This is a genomic window from Flavobacterium hibernum, assembly GCF_000832125.1.
Taxonomy (GTDB): domain Bacteria; phylum Bacteroidota; class Bacteroidia; order Flavobacteriales; family Flavobacteriaceae; genus Flavobacterium; species Flavobacterium hibernum.
The window spans coordinates 23,433-39,239 of the sequence record NZ_JPRK01000020.1 but is presented as its reverse complement, the minus strand read 5'-3'; the positions used below and the strand labels follow the sequence as shown (position 1 = coordinate 39,239).

18 protein-coding genes are annotated in these 15,807 nt (G+C 32.5%); 8 read left to right on the top strand and 10 right to left on the bottom strand.

Features of this window, described 5'->3' with window-relative positions:
• Window positions 1-154: 154 nt before the first annotated feature.
• From pyk to IW18_RS20065, 5 genes are all read right to left on the bottom strand, one after another.
• The gene (gene pyk, locus IW18_RS20085; protein ID WP_041520003.1) at window positions 155-1,585 is read right to left on the bottom strand and encodes a pyruvate kinase; all 1,431 of its coding nucleotides are present in this window, start codon (window positions 1,583-1,585) and stop codon (window positions 155-157) included.
• 8 nt (window positions 1,586-1,593) lie between these two features.
• Window positions 1,594-2,082, bottom strand: coding sequence for an IPExxxVDY family protein (locus tag IW18_RS20080; RefSeq protein ID WP_041519960.1), 489 nt, complete (start codon window positions 2,080-2,082; stop codon window positions 1,594-1,596).
• 125 nt (window positions 2,083-2,207) lie between these two features.
• Complete coding sequence (rnc, locus tag IW18_RS20075) at window positions 2,208-2,948, bottom strand: ribonuclease III (RefSeq protein ID WP_041519959.1); 741 nt, start codon at window positions 2,946-2,948, stop codon at window positions 2,208-2,210.
• A gap of 9 nt (window positions 2,949-2,957) precedes the next feature.
• Window positions 2,958-4,211 (bottom strand): beta-ketoacyl-ACP synthase II, encoded by a 1,254-nt coding sequence (gene fabF / locus IW18_RS20070; RefSeq protein ID WP_041519958.1) that lies wholly within the window; start codon window positions 4,209-4,211, stop codon window positions 2,958-2,960.
• A gap of 178 nt (window positions 4,212-4,389) precedes the next feature.
• Complete coding sequence (locus tag IW18_RS20065) at window positions 4,390-4,626, bottom strand: acyl carrier protein (protein ID WP_007137004.1); 237 nt, start codon at window positions 4,624-4,626, stop codon at window positions 4,390-4,392.
• Between the two features lie 175 nt (window positions 4,627-4,801).
• On the opposite strand from IW18_RS20065, the gene purN reads away from it, so the two are divergent.
• Genes purN through rnhA form a run of 3 tightly spaced genes read left to right on the top strand, consistent with a single transcriptional unit; the run spans window position 4,802 to window position 6,457 of the window.
• Window positions 4,802-5,365: a phosphoribosylglycinamide formyltransferase gene (purN, locus tag IW18_RS20060; RefSeq protein WP_041519957.1), complete on the top strand. Its 564-nt coding sequence runs from the start codon at window positions 4,802-4,804 to the stop codon at window positions 5,363-5,365.
• Window positions 5,366-5,369: 4 nt separating this feature from the next.
• Window positions 5,370-5,960 carry a hypothetical protein gene (locus tag IW18_RS20055; RefSeq protein ID WP_041519956.1) on the top strand — a complete coding sequence of 197 codons (591 nt, stop codon included), beginning with the start codon at window positions 5,370-5,372 and terminating at the stop codon, window positions 5,958-5,960.
• A gap of 17 nt (window positions 5,961-5,977) precedes the next feature.
• The gene (gene rnhA, locus IW18_RS20050) at window positions 5,978-6,457 is read left to right on the top strand and encodes a ribonuclease HI (RefSeq protein WP_041519955.1); all 480 of its coding nucleotides are present in this window, start codon (window positions 5,978-5,980) and stop codon (window positions 6,455-6,457) included.
• A gap of 51 nt (window positions 6,458-6,508) precedes the next feature.
• On the opposite strand, the gene IW18_RS20045 is transcribed toward rnhA, so the two are convergent.
• Entirely contained in the window at window positions 6,509-6,859 is a 351-nt protein-coding gene (locus tag IW18_RS20045) for a DUF6249 domain-containing protein (RefSeq protein WP_041520002.1), read from the bottom strand.
• 397 nt (window positions 6,860-7,256) lie between these two features.
• Here IW18_RS20045 and IW18_RS20040 point away from each other — a divergent pair, with 397 nt between their 5' ends.
• Genes IW18_RS20040 through IW18_RS20030 form a run of 3 tightly spaced genes read left to right on the top strand, consistent with a single transcriptional unit; the run spans window position 7,257 to window position 9,156 of the window.
• The gene (locus IW18_RS20040; protein ID WP_041519954.1) at window positions 7,257-7,844 is read left to right on the top strand and encodes an RNA polymerase sigma factor; all 588 of its coding nucleotides are present in this window, start codon (window positions 7,257-7,259) and stop codon (window positions 7,842-7,844) included.
• On the top strand, window positions 7,828-8,223 hold the full coding sequence (locus tag IW18_RS20035; protein ID WP_041519953.1) for a hypothetical protein: 396 nt from the start codon (window positions 7,828-7,830) through the stop codon (window positions 8,221-8,223). The genes IW18_RS20040 and IW18_RS20035 overlap by 17 nt, the downstream gene beginning before the upstream one ends.
• Window positions 8,224-8,247: 24 nt before the next feature.
• Complete coding sequence (locus IW18_RS20030; RefSeq protein ID WP_240475587.1) at window positions 8,248-9,156, top strand: alpha/beta hydrolase family protein; 909 nt, start codon at window positions 8,248-8,250, stop codon at window positions 9,154-9,156.
• A gap of 73 nt (window positions 9,157-9,229) precedes the next feature.
• Here IW18_RS20030 and IW18_RS20025 read toward each other — a convergent pair whose 3' ends face one another.
• Window positions 9,230-9,709 (bottom strand): hypothetical protein, encoded by a 480-nt coding sequence (locus IW18_RS20025; RefSeq protein WP_123902566.1) that lies wholly within the window; start codon window positions 9,707-9,709, stop codon window positions 9,230-9,232.
• A 326-nt stretch (window positions 9,710-10,035) separates the two neighbouring features.
• Between IW18_RS20025 and IW18_RS20020 the strand changes: the two genes are divergently transcribed.
• Window positions 10,036-10,959: a PfkB family carbohydrate kinase gene (locus IW18_RS20020; RefSeq protein WP_041519951.1), complete on the top strand. Its 924-nt coding sequence runs from the start codon at window positions 10,036-10,038 to the stop codon at window positions 10,957-10,959.
• Window positions 10,960-11,048: 89 nt separating this feature from the next.
• Entirely contained in the window at window positions 11,049-12,947 is a 1,899-nt protein-coding gene (locus tag IW18_RS20015; protein WP_041519950.1) for an amidophosphoribosyltransferase, read from the top strand.
• Window positions 12,948-13,481: 534 nt separating this feature from the next.
• On the opposite strand, the gene IW18_RS20010 is transcribed toward IW18_RS20015, so the two are convergent.
• The 3 genes from IW18_RS20010 to IW18_RS20000 all read right to left on the bottom strand — a co-directional run bounded on the left by IW18_RS20010 (window position 13,482) and on the right by IW18_RS20000 (window position 15,796).
• Window positions 13,482-14,090 (bottom strand): superoxide dismutase, encoded by a 609-nt coding sequence (locus IW18_RS20010; protein WP_041519949.1) that lies wholly within the window; start codon window positions 14,088-14,090, stop codon window positions 13,482-13,484.
• A gap of 138 nt (window positions 14,091-14,228) precedes the next feature.
• Window positions 14,229-14,903: an aminoacyl-tRNA hydrolase gene (pth, locus tag IW18_RS20005; RefSeq protein WP_041519948.1), complete on the bottom strand. Its 675-nt coding sequence runs from the start codon at window positions 14,901-14,903 to the stop codon at window positions 14,229-14,231.
• Between the two features lie 281 nt (window positions 14,904-15,184).
• Window positions 15,185-15,796 (bottom strand): 50S ribosomal protein L25/general stress protein Ctc, encoded by a 612-nt coding sequence (locus IW18_RS20000; RefSeq protein WP_041519947.1) that lies wholly within the window; start codon window positions 15,794-15,796, stop codon window positions 15,185-15,187.
• Window positions 15,797-15,807 lie beyond the last annotated feature (11 nt).

Sequence of the window (15,807 nt, the reverse complement as noted above, 5' to 3'; positions counted from 1 at the left end):
TTTCAAAAAAATAGATTGAGAATCTTGTTCTTTCAAAACGAAATATAAATTTCTAGATTAATTCAATATTTGAATTAATCTAAAAGGAATTATTGAACAAAAAAAAAGAGCCATCAAAAGTATTGATGGCTCTTTTTTATAATCTTAAAAAAAATTATTCTATTTCAGAAACTCTCATGGTATTTACCATTCCTTTTTCTTTAATTGGCATTGCAGCAAGATTGATTAAATAATCTCCTTTTACCGCGTACCCTTTTTGAACTGCAATTTCATTAACATCAGTTACAGTATCATCTGTACTTTCGTCTTTATCGTAGAAGTATGATTTTACTCCCCATAATAAATTCAATTGTGTCAAAATTCTTCTGTTTGAAGTAAACACTAAAATATGTGCAGATGGTCTCCAAGCCGAAATTTGGAAAGCTGTATAACCACTATTTGTTAAAGTACAAATTGCTTTTGCTTTAATTTCATTAGCCAATAAAGCTGCCTGATGACAAACTGTTTTTGTAACAAAACGTTTTGTTTTAATTTGGGGTGTGTTTTGTGGAACCTGAATTAGCGGAGAATCCTCTACAGCCTCACAAATTTGAGTCATTTTTTGAATAACTTGTACTGGGTAGTTTCCTGTAGCAGTTTCTCCAGACAACATTACAGCATCAGCTCCATCCATTACAGAGTTTGCAACGTCATTTACTTCAGCTCTTGTTGGAGTTAAACTTGTAATCATTGTTTCCATCATTTGTGTAGCAACGATAACAGGAATTCTAGCAGTTTTTGCTCTTCTAATCAAATCTTTTTGCACCAATGGTACTTCGTGAGCAGGAAGTTCAACTCCTAAATCTCCACGAGCAACCATTAAAGCGTCGCAATATGCTACAATTTTATCCATGTTCTCAAGAGCTTCCGGCATTTCAATTTTAGCAATAATTGGAATTTTAACTTCTGAATGCTTAGCGATTAATTCTTGCAAATCTTGTAAATCACGAGGTGTTTTTACAAACGAAAGTGCGATCCAATCTACTTTTTGCTCAATTGCAAAAATTGCATCTGCAATATCTTTTTCAGTTAAAGCCGGTAAAGAAATTTTAGTGTTTGGAAGATTAACGCCTTTTTTAGATTTTAACTCTCCACCTTGAATAACTACTGCTGTAACTTCTGTTTTTTTATCAGTTGTAAGGATTTCAAAAATAAGTTTTCCATCATCAAGCAAAATACGCTCTCCCGGGTTAACATCATTTGGGAAATTTTGATATTTCATGAACACTTTTGAAGCTGTACCTATAATATCTTCAGCAGTTGTAAAAGTGATAACATCACCATCATTTACTACTGTTCCTTCTTCCATAACTCCAACTCTAAGTTTTGGTCCTTGCAAATCTCCAAGAATTGCAGTTGTGTATCCAAACTCTTCGTTTAAACCTCTAATAATACTAATTTTATCCTTAACTCCTTCGTAATCAGCATGCGAAAAATTGATTCTAAACACATTAACCCCTGCCTCGATCATATCTTTGATAATCTCTCTCGTACTACATGCGGGACCAAGTGTAGCAACAATTTTGGTTTTTTTGTTTGTTTTTATCATTTTTTTTAAAAAATTAGATTGTTTTTTGATTTTATTTTATCAGTATCTACAGCATATATTGCTGCAATACTTTCGATGGTATTTAATTGTTGTTGAATTTCTGAAAAATCGAGAGCCTCTTCGCTATTCTCTATTTTCAGGAAAAAATCTACTTTTTTGAATTCAGGAAGTAAATGAATTGTTGTTGAAACCTCACTTGTTTCATTGGAAAACAAATCTTGAAAATCATTCTTACTCGCTGAAATGATTTCATTTTTATTCTGAATCAAATTCCATGAAACTGCTTTTTCGGCATCATAATAATAGAATCTCGAAAAATTTGCCTCGCCTTCTTTAGTTTGAGCATGGATCTCGTTTTTGCTCTTACTTAAGTTTATCGGAAGGTTTTTATTGATAAAATAGGCCAATCTATAATCTTCTAATGAAGTATGAATTGCCATTAAATAATAATCAATTTCGTCAAATTCGTCTAAATCCAATCTATGAATAGCCATGTCATGAAAAATCAAGGTGTAAATATACTATTTCTTGCGGAGCTTAAATAGTTAAGATGATCTTGTTTTTATTAATTTATAAACGAAAACGTTATAGCGTTAAGACAGTTACTGCATTTTTGTAGCTATTTCTTGTCTATTTTTTCTTGAAATGCAAAATAAGCTCTTTGTGATGCTTTTTCTTCTGCCTTCTTTTTTGAAGTTGCTCGCGCTCTTGCGATTACTTTATCGTCTATACTTAATTTAACGCCAAACAAGCGTTGGCCGTCTATACCGTTATCTTCAAAAATGTCATAGTGAAAAACTCTTTTTTCTTTCTGACACCATTCGATAACCAAACTTTTATAACTAATTACTTTACCCTCGAGTCGCGCGATGTCGACATAAGGTGCAATAACTCTTTTTTGAATAAACTTTTCACAGAAAGAATATCCTTTGTCTAAATAAATAGCACCAACAAGTGATTCAAAAATATTACCATGAATATTTTCTCCAAAATGCTGAATTGGCACTTTACTTTCTACAAAGCGAACTAAATTTAAATCTTTACCCAGTTCATTCAAATGTTCACGGCTTACGATTTTTGAGCGCATTTTGGTCAAATAACCTTCATCGCCATTGGGTGCTTTATTAAACAAATGTGCTGCAATTACAGCACTTAACATTGCATCTCCTAAAAACTCTAATCGTTCGTAATTTATTGGATGGCCTGATTCGTCTAATTTATTTGAAGATCTATGCGTAAACGCTTTCTTATAAAAATCGATTGTAACAGGCTTAAAACCAAGTATTTTCTGAATAGTGTCAAAAAAAATCCCGTCTTCTAGAGAACGGGATTTAGAAAATATTTTTTTGATAATATTCATATACAGAAATTAGTCAACTAATTTTTTAAACAATACACAAGCATTGTGTCCACCAAATCCAAAAGTGTTACTCATAGCAACATTCACCTCTCTTTTTTGAGGTTTGTTTAAGGTAAGATTCAATGAAGGATCAATGTTCTCATCAACAACTGTATGATTAATCGTTGGAGGAACAATACTGTTTTGCATTGCAAGAATTGAAGCAATTGCCTCAATAGCTCCAGCAGCACCAAGTAAGTGTCCTGTCATTGATTTTGTTGAATTGATATTGATATTTTTTGCATGATCTCCAAACACAGCACTAATTGCTTTCAATTCGGCAACATCTCCTAATGGAGTAGAAGTTCCGTGAGTATTGATATGATCAACATCTTCAGGATTCATTCCAGCATCTCTCAATGTATTCTTCATTACTGCGATAACTCCAATTCCTTCCGGATGTGGTGCAGTTAAATGGTAAGCATCAGATGACATTCCGCCTCCACCAATTTCGCAATAAATTTTTGCTCCTCTTGCTTTTGCATGTTCGTAATCTTCAAGAACCAAAGCTCCTGCTCCTTCACCTAAAACAAAACCATCTCTGGTTGCATCAAAAGGTCTTGAAGCTGTTTCAGGACTTTCATTTCTTGTAGACAAAGCGTGCATAGAGTTAAAACCTCCCATACCAGCAATGGTAATAGCTGCTTCTGAACCACCAGAGATAATTACATCACACATTCCTAAACGAATGTAGTTGAAAGCATCAATTAAAGCATTTGCAGAAGATGCACATGCAGAAACTGTAGTATAATTTGGTCCCATATACCCATTACGCATAGAAATATGCGCTGGAGCGATATCGGCAATCATTTTAGGAATAAAAAACGGATTGAATTTTGGAGTTCCGTCACCCTTAGCGTAATAAATTACTTCTTCTTGAAAAGTTTCTAAACCTCCAATACCTGCTCCCCAAATAACACCAACTCTTGTTTTATCGATGTTATCATTAGTAAGTCCAGCATCTTTAATAGCCTCATCACTTGCAGCAACAGCATATTGAGCGAATTTATCTAATCTACGAGATTCCTTGCGATCCATGTAATCTTCAATATTGAAGTTTTTTACTTCGCAGGCAAATTTCGTTTTGTGCTTCTCTGTATCATAATATGTTATAGGAGCCGCTCCGCTAACCCCATTCACAAGTGCATTCCAGTAATCCTGAATATTATTCCCGATAGGAGTAAGTGCACCTAATCCTGTTACAACAACTCGCCTTAATGCCATAAATATGTATTTTGTACTTTAAACAAATAAAACCCACGCTTTCTTAACACTATTGTTACTTAAGAGCCATGGGCATTACAATATAAATATATCTTTTTGATTGAAAACCAATCGAAATTTAATTTTAAAAAAATAATAACACCCGACTTATAAAATATAAAAATCGGGTGCGGTATTATTATTTTTTAGCTTCTTCGATATAAGAAATAGCTTGACCAACAGTAGCAATGTTTTCTGCTTGATCGTCTGGAATTTGAATATCAAATTCTTTTTCGAATTCCATAATAAGCTCAACAGTGTCTAATGAGTCAGCTCCTAAATCATTAGTGAAGCTTGCTTCTGTTACAACTTCGTTTTCGTCAACACCTAATTTGTCTACGATAATCGCTTTTACTCTTGATGCAATGTCTGACATAATCTTTAATTTTAGAATTTAATTTGTTGGCAAAAATAAAAAACTTTATTTTAAAACCACGATTTAGTTTATAAATGTAACACTAATTTATAAAATTAATTTCAAGAAAGACTTTTTAATACTATTTATTTTCGATTATTATTCCGTTTTTTGCATTCTCAAACTAAATTCGATTATGAAAAAAATTATTGTTTTTGCCTCAGGATCAGGAACTAATGCTGAAAACATCATAAAATATTTTGCAAAAGGAAAAACAGCAAGAGTAGTTTCTGTTTTTACGAATAATGCTTCGGCAAAAGTTATCGAAAGAGCAAAAAATCATCAAATTTCGACCGAAATCTTCTCGAAAAACGAACTTTTAGAACGAAATGTATTACAAAAAATACAAGAAATCGACCCAGATCTGATAGTTCTGGCTGGTTTTTTATTGAAATTTCCAGAGAATATAATCGAGAAATATCCCAACCAAATAATCAACATTCATCCGGCACTTTTACCTAATTATGGAGGTAAAGGAATGTATGGCATGCACATACATCGAGCGGTTGTTGAAAATAAGGAAAAAGAAACCGGCATAACTATTCATTTTGTAAACGAAAATTATGACGAAGGTGCCATCATTTTTCAAAAAAGTACAGCATTGACAAATGAAGACACTCCTGAAACAGTGGCAGAAAAGATTCACGACCTAGAACAAAAGTACTTTCCGGAAATTATTTCCAGACTTTTAGAGGAATAGATTTATGAAAAAAGTACTTTTAAATTTAATGTTTCTTTTACTATTTTTCAATTCTTACTGTCAGGAAAAATTAGATATAAAAAGAATTGGATTCTCAATTGATATTCCAAAAAACTGGACTACTATACAAAATGATGAGATATTAAAAAACTTAAACAATTTTGAATTTACAGACGAGCAAATTAACCATCTTTTTAAATCTAATAATTCCTCTGTAAATCTTGCAACTTTTGTTAAATACAACCCTAAGACCTATGCTGGAATTATTCCGACTATTAAAATTAGAACTAGAGAATCCGAAGTAGCAAATCTTCAAGATTTTTTAAAACAAATCCAAAATTCCAATGAAGAATTAAAGAAAACATTAGACGATTTTAAATTTATTGATAACCCAACATTCATTGAGCTTTCTAGAAAAAAAGTTGTAAAATTTTCAGTTCAGTTTCATTTAAAAAAAGACGATCACATATTCACTATATCTAGTAGAAGTTATTATATTCCAAAAGATGGATATTATATTTCTTTAAATTTTATTGAAGAAATTGGAAAAGAAGACAATAGTATACTTTTTGAGGATCTTATAAAAACAATATAGCTAACAGATTAATAATAATGACCCAATACGAAGTACATATATACACAGATGGCGCTGCAAAAGGAAATCCAGGAAACGGTGGCTATGGCGTAGTGATGGAATTAGTAGGAACTCCGCATAAGAAAGAATTTTACGAAGGCTTTCGTCTTACTACCAATAATAGAATGGAACTTTTAGCTGTAATTGTAGGCTTAGAAAAACTAAAAAAACCAAATATGAAGGTTTTAGTCGTTTCTGATTCTAAATACGTTATTGATTCTGTTGTGAAAAAATGGGTTTTTGGCTGGGAGAAAAAGAACTATGCAGGCAAAAAAAATCCTGATCTATGGAAACGCTTTTTAATCATTTACCGCAAACATCAAGTAGATTTTAAATGGATAAAAGGCCACAATAATCACCCTCAAAACGAACGTTGTGACGAGTTAGCGGTTATGGCAGCCATGCAAAAAAATCTTTCTATAGATGTTTATTACGAAACCATTGGTTCAAAATCATAAAAAAACGCATCAAAAATTAATTTGATGCGTTTTTCATTTCTAACTTAAAATCTACTCTTCTTTATCCAAATCTTTAGCTGTTTTAAATCCAACTAAAAGTCCGATACCTGCCATTATGAAAATAATTGAAGGATAAACGGCTCCGTTATTAAGAGAAGTATAAGTTGTAATTAATAGTGCAAGAAAAATTCCAACGCCGCTTCCTATTAATAAGAAAGCCAGATTTACAACAAAAATTTTCCATACCGAACCTCCTTTAGATCTTCCGTTTAAAAATATACTGGCATCGACACCTTTTTCTATAAGAGCCAAACGCTCTCTGTTTCTTGTTGAATAAATAAGATAGACAATCCCAAAGATCATCGCAAATAGACTAAGTGGTACTAAAACTTGTGGTCCCATAATTTTTATGTTTTTATAATTGATTGATACTCCATATGACGACACGTTTTAAATTGAGGTTACACCTTTTAGCGAAAAATTTCAATTTTTAAATCCTAAGTTGAAAAACTTATTGATAATCAGTTAATTTTGAATATAAAAACTTTGTAGCCTAATGTTCGTTTCGACATTTTTGTCATCTCAACGAAGGAGAGATCACACTAGAAGCTACGCAGAGCAAATCACCAATCTTTGTCGAATTTTGTGTGTGATCTCTCCTTCGTCGAGATGACAATATTAATGTTAAGCTCTGTCAAATTTTGACAATCCTACAATTGGTCCCGAGGCTTCGGGATGGAATTTAAAATTTTTTTAAAATTCTTGTAACCTAAAATAACAAACTGTCGTCCTATACAATATGAGTGCAATTCCGGATCAACATTATATCGATAGAATTTTGCAGGGCGAAACAAATTTGTTTGCCATGCTGGTTGATCGTTATAAGGATATGATTTTTACTTTGGCAATCAAAATGGTTAAAAACAGAGAAGAAGCTGAAGAAGTTGCACAAGACACTTTTATCAAAATCTATAGTTCGCTGATCAAATTTAAAGGTGATTCGAAATTTTCGACCTGGATTTATAAGATTGCTTATAATACGTGTTTAGATCGTTTGAAGAAAAATAAAAAAGAAGACCTTAATATATCAATAGATGAATTTTCGGCACATTTAATCAAAACGATGGATAATGCTTTGAGTGCTTTAGAAGATAAAGAACGAAAGCAAACGATTCAAGATTGTTTGAATTTGTTGCCGGGCGACGAAAATTTCTTACTAACTTTATTTTATTTTGAAGATCAGAGTTTAGAAGAAATTGGAAAAATCATGAATATTAATGCTAATAATGTCAAAGTAAAATTGTTTAGAAGCCGACAAAAATTAGCCGTAATTTTAAAAAAGCAATTAGAACCTGAAATAGTAGAGTATTATGAAAGAGAGCGATAAAAATATAGAAAATCTTATTGAAAAAATGATGGAGGAAACTACTTTGCAATCGCCATCTATCGACTTTACTTCGAGCATAATGTCGCAAATTCTTGTTACTGAAAAAGCAAAAATTAAACCTTACAAGCCTTTAATTTCCATTTCAACGTGGATTTTTATCGGAATTACTTTGGCTATTTTAGTTCTTTATAATGTGTTTTTTGCCGAAACTCAGAACAATTTAGAAATAGGAAAATCATACACTGATAAAATTTCGGCACTAGTTTCCGGAATTCATGTTTCTAAAACTTTATTGTATGCGCTTTTAATAGTTCCTTTTATGATTTTAATTCAGATTGGAATTCTGAAGAATTATTTTGACAAGAAGTATCAGTTGTAATTTTTAAAAAAAATAAACGATAAAATGGTAATATTTAATAGCATTATAACAGCAGAAAAAACATGCAAATATCCTCTCTTAATGTTGTTGTTTTTTGTCGCTAGTTGTGCATCAGCACTTCCACCAAACTTTAGTACAAAGGAAATAAAATTTGTTAGTGAAGGAGTTTCACTTTCTGGAACTATTTTTACACCTAACAATGTACAAGCAGCCGTTGTAATTGTTCATGGATCTGGACAAGAAAAAAGAATGATAGATTTTGCTACAACTCTAGCCAATAATGGAATTGCGGTTTTAACCTATGATAAACGTGGAGTTGGAGAATCAGCAGGTGTATATGCGGGACCTGAAGTAGGAACTAACAATGTTGATTTCTCAAATCTAAATCTTTTGTCTTTAGATGCGAGCGCTGCTGTAAATACTTTATCAAAATATCTCCAAAATAATAAAATACCAATCGGCTTAATAGGCGGTAGTCAAGCTGGATGGATAATTCCATTGGCGGCAGAAAAAAACAAGAAAGTCAAATTTATGACAATATTTAGCGGAGCACTTATAACGGTTAAAGAACAATTGAGATTCCAATTTTATACAAATGGAAATAAAAATTTTTGGGATACTCACTCAGAAGAAGAGGCAAGAAAACATGTATTCAATGACCCAGACAAATATGAGTTTATTGACACAAATCCCAATGATGTTCTTTCTAAATTATCAATTCCAGGAATCTGGATTTTTGGAGGCAAAGACATTCAAGTTCCTGTAAAACTATCAATCGAATATCTTGATATATTAAAGTCTAAAGGAAAACATTATGAATATAGATTGTTCCCAAACTTGGGTCACAATACAGCGTTTTCAGACGATGAAGAGCCTATGAAAGATGCAATCAATTGGATGAAAAATATCGATAAATTAAAAAATCATAAATAGAAAATATCGCTAATAGTCACTATAACATCTTTTAAGCTTTCTAATAAAATATTAAAAATACGAGTTGTAATTTTTATCTAAAAGAATCTTCTCTTTTTTGAATATAGTATGTAGCAAGATGATCATCAAAACCAACATCATATTTGTTTTTATATAAAAGATATTTGATTGTCGATAAATCATTTTTTTGAATGATAGACGTATTGAGTTTAAGTTTCTCTTTTCCAACATTATCTTCTGAATACTTTTTAAGAAAATTATCAAATCCTAAACTCACATATTCTTTCTGTATTTTTTGATTTAATTTAAAAGAATAAAAACTTTTTGAATTTTCATCTAAAAGAAATTCCCTATTTAAGACTTCATCTAAAAAAATTTCAAACGAGGCAAATTTTTTAAAATAATTCTTTCTATAGTAAGTGAATAAATCATGATTATTTGTTCTACAAATTTCTTTATCGTTTGTAAAAATATACAGATCCAAACGTAAATATTCAGATGGCAATAAACCTAATTCTACATCTTCATACATGTATGCCAATTTCTCTATCATTTTTTTAGAAAAATTAGGTTCTTTTCTTTCACAAGAAATCAAAGAACAAAGCAAAAATAATATGAATAGAATTTTCTTCATAAATTAGAAATGATATTTAAACAAATCTAACTAAAATCTTTAAAGCATTTTCCAAAAACAATTATTGTATTTTAATTCCAAAAAACATATTTTAAGCACTCCAAACCACCAAATACAATTCACTCATTTACAACAGTTTTAAGTCTTAAATCGATCTTGTTTTTTTATGAAAATTTTGAGAACTTAAACCGTTGCAATATTGCAACTTATGAAGTATCTTTGCACCCTAATTCGAAATTCATAAAATGAATAAATTATTGATTGTTGGAACGGTTGCTTTCGACGCTATCGAAACTCCTTTCGGAAAAACAGATAAAATATTAGGTGGTGCTGCAACGTATATTGGTTTATCGGCATCATTTTTTAACTTACAATCGGCTATTGTTTCTATAGTTGGAGACGATTTTCCTCAAGAACATTTAGATCTTTTAACGTCAAAGAATATTGATATCTCTGGTATCGAAATTGTTAAAGGTGGAAAAACTTTTTTCTGGAGCGGTTTGTACCACAACGATTTAAATTCTAGAGATACTCTAGTAACTGAACTAAACGTTTTGGCTGATTTTCAACCAAAAGTCCCTCAAAACTATAAAGATGCTGATGTTGTGATGTTAGGAAACTTACATCCGCTGGTACAAAGTAGTGTTTTGGATCAAATGGAGAAAAAACCAAAATTAGTAGTTTTAGACACTATGAATTTTTGGATGGATTGCGCTCTTCCAGAATTATTAGACGTTATTAAACGTGTAGACGTTATTACAATTAACGATGAAGAAGCAAGACAACTTTCTGGAGAATACTCTTTGGTAAAAGCTGCAAACAAAATCCAAGAATTGGGACCAAAATATGTGGTGATCAAAAAAGGAGAACACGGAGCACTTTTATTCCACAACAGAGAAGTTTTCTTTGCACCAGCTTTACCACTAGAAGATGTTTTTGATCCAACAGGAGCAGGAGACACTTTTGCAGGTGGTTTTTCAGGTTTCATTGCACAAAGCGAAAACATTTCGTTTGGCAATATGAAAAATGCAATTATTTACGGTTCGAATTTAGCTTCATTTTGTGTAGAGAAATTTGGAACTGAAAGAATGGAAACATTAAGCAAAGCCGAGGTAGCAATTCGATTACAGCAGTTTAAGTCGTTAACTCAGTTTGACATAGAAATATAATGCCCTAAAGCCTCGATAACACGGGGCTTTTTTATTACGTTATTACGCACAACTTACAACAACAACAACAACACAAAACACACAACACAATGAGCGACGCTTTAAAACACGAATGTGGTATAGCCTTAGTTAGACTTCTTAAACCGCTTGAATATTACAAAGAAAAATACGGAACGGCTTTTTACGGGATACAAAAAATGTATCTAATGATGGAGAAGCAACACAACCGTGGTCAGGATGGTGCAGGTTTTGCAAGCATTAAATTAGATGTTGAACCAGGAGAACGTTATATCAGCAGAGTTCGTTCAAATCATTCGCAGCCAATACAAGACGTTTTTAAACAAATCAATGAGCGTATCAACGAGGAGATGACTACACATCCTGAATACGCAAATGATGTTGCTCAACAAAAAGCAAACATTCCTTATATAGGAGAATTATTTCTAGGACACGTCCGTTACGGAACTTTCGGAAAAAACAGCATCGAAAGTGTACACCCTTTTTTACGTCAAAGCAACTGGATGCACCGTAATTTGATTTTGGCCGGAAACTTTAATATGACAAATGTTAAAGAACTTTTCGAAAATCTAGTTGAACTTGGACAGCATCCAAAAGAAATGGCTGATACCGTTACAGTAATGGAAAAAATTGGTCACTTCCTAGACAAAGAAGTAATGCAACTTTACCAAGATTGCAAACAAGAAGGTTATTCTAAAAGAGAAGCTTCGCCAGTAATTGCTGATCGATTGGATATTGGAAAAATATTAGCACGTTCTGCTAAAAATTTAGATGGTGGTTATGCAATGGCCGGATTACTAGGTCATGGTGACGCATTTGTTTTTAGAGACCCAGCAGGAATTCGTCCAGCTTACTATTATCAAGATGACGAAGTAGTTGTTGTAGCTTCTGAAAGACCCGTTATTCAAACTGTATTCAATGTACCTTTTGAAAGTGTTCAGGAAATCGATCCGGGAAATGCTTTGATCATCAAAAAAAGCGGAAAAGTTACTATGGAGCAAATCCTGGAACCAACTGTTAAGAAAGCATGTTCATTTGAAAGAATTTACTTTTCTAGAGGAAGTGATGCCGAAATTTACCAAGAACGTAAAAATCTAGGGAAATTAATTTTACCTGCTGTTCTTGAATCAATTGACAGCGATACAGATAATACTGTTTTCTCTTATATCCCAAATACTGCCGAAACTTCATTTTATGGTTTAGTAGAAGCAGCTCAGGATTTCTTAAATCAGAGAAAAAATAATTATATTTTAGCTAATAGAAACACTCTTACCGCAGAAACATTACAGGAATTATTGGCTGTAAAAATTCGCACAGAGAAAGTTGCGATTAAAGATGCTAAACTTAGAACCTTTATTACAGAGGATAGTAGCCGTGATGACCTTGTTGCACACGTTTACGATGTGACTTACGGAGTAATCAAACCAACAGACAACCTTGTTATCATCGACGATAGTATTGTTCGCGGTACGACACTTAAAATGAGCATCATAAAAATGATGGATCGTTTAAAACCTAAACGTATCGTAATCGTTTCATCGGCTCCACAAATTCGTTACCCTGATTGCTACGGAATTGATATGGCTAAACTAGAAGGTCTTGTTGCCTTTAGAGCTGCTCTTGCTTTATTAAAAGAAAGAAACCTATATCATATTGTAGACGAAGTTTATACAAAGTGTAAGGCGCAAGAAAATTATTTAGACAGTGATGTTGTAAATTATGTAACAGCAATTTACGATCAATTTACGCCAGAAGAGATTTCAGATAAAATTGCAGAAATGTTAAGCTCTCCAGAAATCAATGCCGAAGTAAAAATTATTTTCCAAAAGGTAGAAGATTTACATATCGCTTGTCCTAAAAATCTTGGAGATTGGTATTTTACAGGAGATTATCCAACGCCAGGAGGAAATCGTGTTGTAAATAGAGCTTTTATGAATTTTTACGAAGGAAAAGACGCTAGAGCGTATTAAAAAAATACTAACAAAAGGTTAATTTGTGCATTTCATCGGTTTTATTTGCCGTTCGTCCCATATGTTTGGTAAAAATGAAAAGCTACAATACTTTTGGAAAACCATAACATTAGTAGGTTAAGTTTATGGTAGATTTGGGGCAAAAAGGGTGGAAGTAATTCCACCTTTTTTATTGGAATAAACTCAAATATTTCAAAAGCAATAAATTACAGTTACTTTATCGGATATATTTACCATTCATCTAAAAAGTTTTTTTCATAAGAATAGCTACCATACATTTACTGAACCATAACATTAGTAGGTTAAGTTTATGGTAGATTTGGGGCAAAAAAGGCGGAAGAAATTCCGCCTTTTTTATTTTCTTTTTTTTATAGAGATTAGAATAAAGAAAACAGAACAAAGATTACTAAAGAAGAAGGAGCATAGAAAAACCACTCTAGATAAAAATAAAAAATATAGACACAAAAAAAAGACGAATAACCTTTAGGCCATTCGTCTTTTCTCTTTATTCTTTAATCTTTAATCTATTTTCGACTATTTATCTAAAGCAAATCTTCTAGCAACTTCTGTCCAGTTAATTACACTGAAAAAAGCTTCAATATAATCAGGTCTTCTGTTTTGGTAGTTTAAATAGTAAGCATGCTCCCAAACATCCATTCCTAAGATTGGAGTTCCACCGCAACCAACTTCTGGCATTAATGGATTATCCTGATTTGGAGTTCCACAAACATCAAGTTTTCCACCTTTCTCCACACATAACCAAGCCCATCCTGAACCAAACTGCGTAGCTCCAGCTTTAGCAAATTTTGCTTTAAACTCGTCAAAAGTTCCAAAAGAAGCTTCGATTGCTGCTAATAAATCACCAGTTGGTAATCCACCACCATTTGGAGACATTACAGTCCAGAATAAGTTGTGGTTGTAAAAACCTCCACCATTGTTACGAACTGCTGCGTTTGATTTATCTAAATTGATTAAGATATTTTCGATTGTTTTTCCTTCCAAATCTGTACCAGCAATAGCTGCATTTAAATTTGTAGTATAAGCATTATGGTGTTTTGTATAATGGATTTCCATTGTACGAGCATCAATATGTGGTTCTAATGCATCGTATGCATAAGGTAATTGTGGTAATTCAAAAGCCATGATATTATGATTTTATGATTTATAATAATTTATTTCAAATTTAGACATTTAACTTTGGAATAGAAAATACTATTTCGTTATAATTCGATTTGATTAATCGATTATTTGATTATTTAACACATAAACACCTGTAAATCTTTATTTTCCGTTAAAAGTTGTCATTGTATTTTCTAATCCGGCAGTTCCAAATGATTTGATAATTTCTGACGCAACTTCTAAACGTTCCGGTAATTTCGCTTTCTCTTCTTCATCCCAATCACCTAAAACGTAATCTACTTGTTGCCCTTTTTTGAACTGGTCACTTATACCAAATCTAAAACGAGTGTATTGCTGCGTATTTAAAACTAGATTGATATTTTTAAGTCCGTTATGACCTCCATCGCTCCCTTTTGGCTTAATGCGAATTGTTCCGAATGAGAGATTTAAATCGTCTGTGATAACTAAAATATTCTCTAACGGAATGTTTTCTTTGTCCATCCAGTATTTAACTGCTTTACCGCTTAGATTCATATAAGTATTTGGCTTTAGCAGAAGAAATGTTCTTCCTTTAAATTTATATTCGGCCAAAGAACCCAGTTTAACGGTTTCGAACGAAAGCCCTTCTTTTTTAGCTAAAAAATCCAGCACTTTAAAACCTATGTTATGTCTTGTATTTACGTATTCGGCACCAATATTACCAAGTCCGACAATTAAATATTTTTTACTCACGTTTTTTATATTGTTTTTTTGGTGTTCGTGAACCTCCGGTTTCATATTATCGATGTTCTCTTCTTTTTGTGTTGATGAAAACAGTTCTGTTATCCATTTTATCATGATACAAAAATAGGATTAATGTTGGTAATTAGAAAATGTGTCAATTAGATAATTTATTCTTAACCGCAATGTCCGCAAAGGTTTACGCAACGTACGCTAAGAATGGTACGATGATCACGAAGATTTAAGCAGATTAACACTGATCTCTTACTTTACACCTTTGAACCTTTCCCCTTTGAACCTTTTCTCAGAACCTCAGCATCTTAACAACTCAAAACCTTTAAAACAAAAAAAAAGCACCAATCTTTCGATTGATGCTTTTTGTATTGATTTGAAAAAAATTATTTTTTCTTTCCTTTTGCAGGAGCTTTTGCAGCTTTTGCAGCTTCTTGAGCAGCTTTCATAGCAGCACGAGAGATTCTTACTTGAGCAACAACAGTGTTCTCTGGGTGCATAATTTTGAATTCTGGAGAACCCACTTTAGTAACGTATAATTTGTTACCCATTTCAAGTGGAGTAATGTCAGCTTCAACAAAATCAGGAAGATCTTTAGGTAAAGCTTTAACTTTTAATTTACGAGTGTTTAAACGTAAAACACCTCCAGCAAGAACACCTTTAGATGTACCAACGATTTTTACTGGAACTTCCATAGTGATTTCTTTGTCATCAAATAATTGAAAGAAGTCAATGTGTAAAATTTTGTCAGATACTGGGTGTACTTGAATGTCTTGCAAAATTGCATTGAATGATTTTCCTTTTCCAAGCTCAATCACAACTGTGTGTGCGTTTGGAGTGTAAACCAAGTTTTTGAACGCTGCAGCGTCTGCTGAGAAGTGTACTGCCTGATTTCCTCCGTATAACACGCAAGGAACCGCTCCAGCATTACGTAAGGCTTTAGTTGACACTTTGCCCACGCTTTCTCTTTCTGATCCTTTAATTGTAATCGATTTCATTGTAAAAAAAA